Source organism: Stutzerimonas stutzeri (assembly GCF_000935215.1).
In the GTDB taxonomy this organism is placed as follows: Bacteria; Pseudomonadota; Gammaproteobacteria; order Pseudomonadales; family Pseudomonadaceae; genus Stutzerimonas.
The window spans coordinates 1-5,877 of the sequence record NZ_JXXD01000169.1; the positions used below are offsets into that span (position 1 = coordinate 1).

The 5,877-nt window shown below is 64.3% G+C and carries 8 protein-coding genes and 1 riboswitch; of the genes, 1 reads left to right on the forward strand and 7 read right to left on the reverse strand.

The features are described from left to right. Positions 1-468 (reverse strand): TonB-dependent receptor plug domain-containing protein (locus LO50_RS17405; protein WP_044315780.1); only part of this gene is annotated, 468 nt, incomplete at its 3' end. 118 nt (positions 469-586) lie between these two features. After that, positions 587-803: riboswitch (cobalamin riboswitch) on the reverse strand. A gap of 145 nt (positions 804-948) precedes the next feature. On the opposite strand from LO50_RS17405, the gene LO50_RS17410 reads away from it, so the two are divergent. Beyond that, on the forward strand, positions 949-1,752 hold the full coding sequence (locus tag LO50_RS17410) for a metallophosphoesterase family protein (protein ID WP_044315781.1): 804 nt from the start codon (positions 949-951) through the stop codon (positions 1,750-1,752). 24 nt (positions 1,753-1,776) lie between these two features. Here LO50_RS17410 and nhaD read toward each other — a convergent pair whose 3' ends face one another. From nhaD to cydX, 6 genes are all read right to left on the reverse strand, one after another. Beyond that, the gene (nhaD, locus tag LO50_RS17415) at positions 1,777-3,030 is read right to left on the reverse strand and encodes a sodium:proton antiporter NhaD (protein ID WP_003297950.1); all 1,254 of its coding nucleotides are present in this window, start codon (positions 3,028-3,030) and stop codon (positions 1,777-1,779) included. A 191-nt stretch (positions 3,031-3,221) separates the two neighbouring features. Further along, positions 3,222-3,749 carry a C40 family peptidase gene (locus LO50_RS17420; RefSeq protein ID WP_044315782.1) on the reverse strand — a complete coding sequence of 176 codons (528 nt, stop codon included), beginning with the start codon at positions 3,747-3,749 and terminating at the stop codon, positions 3,222-3,224. Between the two features lie 76 nt (positions 3,750-3,825). Beyond that, positions 3,826-4,458, reverse strand: a complete 633-nt coding sequence (locus tag LO50_RS17425; RefSeq protein ID WP_003297953.1) for a C40 family peptidase — start codon at positions 4,456-4,458, stop codon at positions 3,826-3,828. A gap of 67 nt (positions 4,459-4,525) precedes the next feature. Next, positions 4,526-5,290, reverse strand: coding sequence for an NAD-dependent deacylase (locus LO50_RS17430; RefSeq protein WP_044315783.1), 765 nt, complete (start codon positions 5,288-5,290; stop codon positions 4,526-4,528). Positions 5,291-5,413: 123 nt separating this feature from the next. Then, positions 5,414-5,710, reverse strand: coding sequence for a cyd operon YbgE family protein (locus LO50_RS17435; protein ID WP_003297955.1), 297 nt, complete (start codon positions 5,708-5,710; stop codon positions 5,414-5,416). Continuing rightward, on the reverse strand, positions 5,707-5,811 hold the full coding sequence (cydX, locus tag LO50_RS24235) for a cytochrome bd-I oxidase subunit CydX (RefSeq protein ID WP_003297956.1): 105 nt from the start codon (positions 5,809-5,811) through the stop codon (positions 5,707-5,709). Before cydX ends, LO50_RS17435 begins: the two co-directional genes overlap by 4 nt. Positions 5,812-5,877 lie beyond the last annotated feature (66 nt).

The window sequence follows — 5,877 nt, forward strand, 5'->3', positions numbered from 1 at the left end:
GAATATCTGGATCACCCCGCCGATGGCTTCCGAGCCGTACAGGCTGGAGCGCGGACCGCGGACCACCTCGACTCGATCGATCAGCTCCAACGGCAGATCCTGCAGGGCCGCGCCGCCGCCCGAGACCGAGCCGATCTTGATGCCGTCGATCATCACCAGCACGTGATCGGATTCGGTGCCGCGCATGAACAGCGAGGTGGACTTGCCGGGCCCGCCGTTGTTGGCCAGCGAAACGCCAGGCACCTGTTTGAGCAGCTCAGGCAGCGAATTGGCCTGGCTGCGTTCGATCCGCTCACGGTCGATCACGGTCACCGCGGCCAGGCTCTGCTGAGCCGTCTGCGCGGTGCGGGTGGCGGTCACCACCTGTTGCTGGAGATCTAGCGGGGCTGCGGCCAGCTGGCCGATGGAAAGGGGAAAACTGCCGAGCAGCACATAGGCCGCTGGCTTGAAACGGGGCTCGCAAGTCAAGGTACAGGTCTCCGTCGTGCCCACCCGCACGACTGAAAGTCGACGAAGACAGACGGAGGAACCGCAAAAGGAAGTGAATACCGCGAGGGATATGCACCCGCCCAGCGCCCGCCGCACTGTCAGTGAAATGCGACAGGCCGGTCTCCGGGCTTGCGAGCGTACGCCTTGCGGCGTCCCGAAACCGCGCCTTCCCATGCGTTGAGCACAGTGGCCGTTGCGGTTTCTCGACTCGCCTACCGTTGCGGGGGCAGCGCCGGAATCTTCGTGAGAATGGACCGGCTTCCCTGTTTCACCCCTCCTTTGACAAGGGGGGCACCTGAGGCGACGCGGAGGTTAGTCCAAGGCCGGGCTTGGCGCAACCGCGGGGTTGTCGCAGCGCCCTGCAATTTCCGCTTGCATCTCGGCGCTCGGAACGGCGGACGGCAAAAGGCTTCGAATGCAACAATGCCAGCAATCAGCCAGGACCCATATCCGACGCCCATGACCAGCATCGTGCAGATTTCCGACACCCATTTCGGTACCGAACAACCTTCCGTGGTCAAGGCCCTGGAGGACCATGTACGCGAACACCGGGCCGACCTGCTGGTGTTCTCCGGTGACATCACCCAGCGCGCCCGTCGCGGGCAGTTCGCCAGTGCCGCCGCTTTCGTGCGCCGCGTGCAGGCCGATGGCGTCGGTGAGACGCTGGTGATTCCGGGCAATCACGACATCCCGCTGTACAACCTCTTCGCCCGCCTGTTCACGCCGTACGGCAACTACCGGCGACACTTCGGCGATGAGCTGGAGCCGGTATTCGAGAACGACGACATGCTGGTGATCGGGCTCAATACCACCCATCCGCGCCGGCACAAGGACGGCGTGGTGACGGGGCGACAAGTGGAGCGTGTGGCGCAGCGGCTGGCCGATGGCAACCCGCACAAGATTCGCATCGTGGTCGCCCACCAGCCATTCGGCGCGATGGTGCCGAGCGATCTGAGCAACCTGCAGCACGGCGCCGAACCCGCGCTGCAGCGCTGGGCCGAGCACGGGCTGGACCTGGTCATGGGCGGGCACATCCATCTGCCCTACGTGCTGCCGTTGTCCAAGCAGTACAGCGGTCTCGCGCGGGAGATCTGGATGGTGCAGGCCGGCACCACGCTCTCGACCCGCCTGCGTGGCACCTCGCCAAACTCCTTCAACCGGTTGAAGCTGCATCCCGGCGAACAGAAGAAGGTCTGCGTCGAGCGCTGGGACCTGCTCGACGGTCGCTTCGTGCTGGGATCGCACTTCAACCTGAGCTGGTGACCCGCGCTCGCACGCGAACCGCGGTCAGCCCACCGACAGGCCGACCAGATAGACACCGGCGAAGCCGATGTTGAAGGCGATGAACAGGTAGAGCATGTAGCGCAGGTAGCTGCCGAAGGTCAGCCCCGGCACCTTGCTCATGGCGACGATGCCCGACGCCGAACCGATCACCAGCAGCGAGCCGCCAACACCGACCGCATAGGTCAGCACCATCCATTCGGCGACACCCATTTCCAGCCCGGATTTCAGCAGCGCTGCGGTCAGCGGCACGTTGTCGATGGCCGCCGACATCACGCCCATCAGGTAGTTGGCCATCACTGCCGGCACCTGGTCATAGATGTGCACCAGCCCGTCGAGCACGCGAATCTCCTTGAGCATGCCTACCAGCAGGAGGATGCCGAGGAAGAAGAACAGCGTCTCGAACTCCACCTGGCGTACGTATTCGAGAATCGGATCGGAGTCGTTGTCGTCGCTGAAGAAGCGCGCAACCAGGAACATCACCGAGAGGCCGGCGAGGAAGGTCAGCACCGGCGGGATCTGGAACAGGAAGTTGCCGACAATGGTGCTGAGGATGGTGCACAGGAAGATCAGTGCAATCGCCACGTCGACACCGCGCACATCGTTGCGCTGGCCCTGCACCACCACCTCGCCCTTCATGCCGATCGACAGCATGGCGGCCAGCACCATCACCGCGACGAATGCCGGCACGGCCAGTGCCAGCAGCTGGAGGATCGCCACCTTGCCAGCGAGGAAGATCATCAGCGTGGTGACGTCGCCGGTAATCAGCGCGACCCCACCGGAGTTGACGGAGAAAACCACCAAGGTAGCGAACTTGATGGTCTTCGCCCGATCCAGCTGCAGCGAGAGAATCAGGGTGATGGAGACCAGCGTCGCGGTGATGTTGTCGGCGAGCGACGAGAACACGAAGCAGAAGGTCGCCGTGAGAAACAGCAAGGCCCGCTCGCTGATCCGCTTGGGCAACACCAGATAGATCAGGTTCTCGATCATGCCCTTCTTGTTCAGGTAGGCAACGAAGGTCATGGCCGCCACCAGGAAGATCCACAGCCCGGCGATCTCGGCGATGTTCTCGTTGAGGCTTTCCAGCACGGTTTCGCGCGCCTCGCCCACCGGTGTGAAGATGAACAAGAGCAGCCAGGCCAGGGTGCCGAAGAACAGCGTCACCTTGGCCTTGTTCACGTGGGTAATTTCTTCGAGCACGACGCCAAGCAGCGCCGCGACCGCCAGTGCAATCAGCACGTACGTCAGCAATTCAGGCATATCTCACCTAATGGGAAGTGGGAAAAAGGGGCTGTGCGCGACCGAACGACGCACGGGGAGGAATTGGGGATGCGCATGGTAGCCAAAGCGCCAGGCGAGCGAAATCACCGCATGTCAAACGGAGAATGTTTCAGCATGTGAGTACGACTAAAGACAGGACGTCTACGACGGGGGTTCTATGCGGATGACGCTCAGGGGTTGCGGGCCAGTTGCTCCTGGTCGAGCACGCGCTTGGCGCCCAGATAACTCTTCTGCCAGTAGCCGGCGGTAAGACTGTCCAGGCGTACCGTGCCGCCAGAAGACGGCGCGTGAACGAAGCGGTCTTCGCCAACGTAGATGCCCGCGTGGCTGACCCGGCGCCCACCGCTGGTAGCGAAGAACACCAGATCACCGGGCTGCAATGCGTCGCGCCGTACGGAGGGGCCGCGCAGATTGCTCATGGCCTGAGTGGTGCGAGGGAGCTGGATGCCGGCTGCGCCGTGGTAGACGTAGCCGATCAGGCCACTGCAGTCGAAACCGCTATCCGGCGTATTGCCGCCCCAGCGATAAGGCGTGCCGACCAGACCAATCGCACTGAACAGCACGTCTTCAGCGGCGCCAGGTACGGGCTGTTGGTGGACCCTGGGTGTCTGCACGACCGGCGGCGTGGGTGCCTTTCCGGCACAGGCGGTCAGCAGCACAGTCAGAACAACGAGCGTGAGACGAGCCGGATAGTGCATGGCAGAGCGGTCCAGGCAAATGAGCCATCACTCTGCCGGCATGTGCGGGAAGACGCAACCCCCGCAGGTCGCGGGATCAGTGCTGGGCTGTGTGCGGAACCAGATCGGACGCCAGGGCCAGCACGCGTTTTGCTTCCATGTAGCTGGCGCGCCAGTAACGGTCATCCAGGCTGTCGACGCGCACTCCACCGCTGCGGCTGCTGGAGGCGTGGATGAACTGGTCATCGCCGATGTAGATGCCGGCGTGGCTGACCCGGCCACGGCCACGGTTGTTGAAGAACACCACGTCACCGGGTTCCAGCTCGTTGCGCTTGACCACCGGTGCGTCGAGGTTGATCAGCTCGCGAGTGGAACGCGGCAGCTCGAGACCTGCCTCCTTGCGGAACAGGAAGCCGACGAAGCCGCTGCAGTCGAAACCGCTCTTCACCGAGCTGCCACCGTAGCGATACGGGGTACCGACCAGGGTGAAGCCGCGCTCGAGAATGCTGTCAGCCAGCTGCGGCAGCTGGTAGTCGTGCTCATCGGTAAGCTCTGCCAGCGACTGCTCTTCGCTCTTTTCGAGCGCGTCGAAGTCGAATCCGGCCAGGGGATGGTGTTGCGACAGACGAGGCGCGTCGGCTTGCTGCTCGGTCTGTACAGGCTGGCCGGCGCAGGCGGTCAGCAGGGCGATGAGTGCGAGAGGCACGAGGGGTGCGAAGCGTTGGCGCATGGGCACAGCCGTGTCGGTGATTTCAAAGTGCCGGCGACTATGCCCGCTATCGCTTCGATGATCAAATTCAATCGGACGAAATGTGACGAACCAGCTGCGACAAAACGTCTGCGGCCCTCCCTTGCAGAAGTACGTCCGCCAGCGGACTGATTTCGGTGGCTTGCAGGTTCACCTCGACGACCGAGCCGCCGGCCTGACGCACCCGCCATACCGGCTCGAGGATGTAGCCGAAGCTCGCCGTGGTTCCAACCACCAGCACGGCGTCGAAGCCGAGCCGCACCTGTTGCTGCAATGCAGTCAGGGCGGATTCCGGCAGCATCTCCTCGAACAGCACCACGGCAGGACGCAACACCCCGTCGCAAGTCAGGCAGCGCGGCGGCAATGGCTGATCCAGCAGCGAACGCAGTGGACGTCCGTCGACCTTGCCGCAGCCCATGCACGACAGCGGCGCCAGCTGACCGTGAATCTCGATCAAGCGATCGGGCGGACTGCCGGCTCGGCGGTGGAAGCCATCGATGTTCTGCGTGAGCACCCAGGTGCCGGGTTTGCGCCGCTGCAGCTCGGCGATGGCGAAGTGGCCGGCATTGGGTTCGGCCTGCAGGCAGGCCCGCCCGATTTCGGCCAGGTACTTCCAGCACAACGCCGGATCACGCCGCAGCGTCGGCCCGGATAGCGCCACCTCGATCGGCAGGCCGTCTTCGGTTTCGCCGTTATAGAGGCCGCCGAGGCCACGGTAGGTGGGCAACCCGGAGTCGGCCGACAGCCCGGCCCCGGTGATGATCAGAATGCGTTCGGCGCCGCTCAGCGCCTGGGCGGCCTTGTCGATATCCATGAATGTCGCGAACCCGTTTCGGTGGCACTCCCCCCGATCGTGCGGGGAACCGATGGCCGCGTCGCGACCACGGCCATCAGCCTACGAATAGCCGCGCCTGACTGCAAAGGCATTCGCCCCCGCTCAGCCCAGCTGGGCCTGGAACAGCACCGCGTAGCCCAAAGCACACAACAGCCAGGCCGGCAGCGGGCCGAGCAGCCAGCGCCAGCCCCACCATTGCGGCACGAAGCCGACGCCATGCACGAAGCCGGCGGAAATACCCCACATCACCAGCATCAGCTGCGGGTGACTGTAGCCTCCCTGCCCGTCCAGCATCGCCGCCGGATGGATCAGCAGGACCAGCGCCAGCGGCGCGGCCAGCACTAGAGAAAGTACGCGACCGAACGCGCCGTAGCAGCGCCCCTGCGCGCGACTGCTCACGGCTCGGCGTCCAAGTCCTGAGTGGCTTCCAGCCACAGCGCATTGATGATGCCGAAGCTGCTGGCCAGCAGCACGCCGAGAATCCAGGTGAAGTACCACATAGTCGTCTCTCCTTGGCGGGCGGGCACGGCGGCCCGCCCGCGCGGTCAGTACAGCCCGTGGGGGTT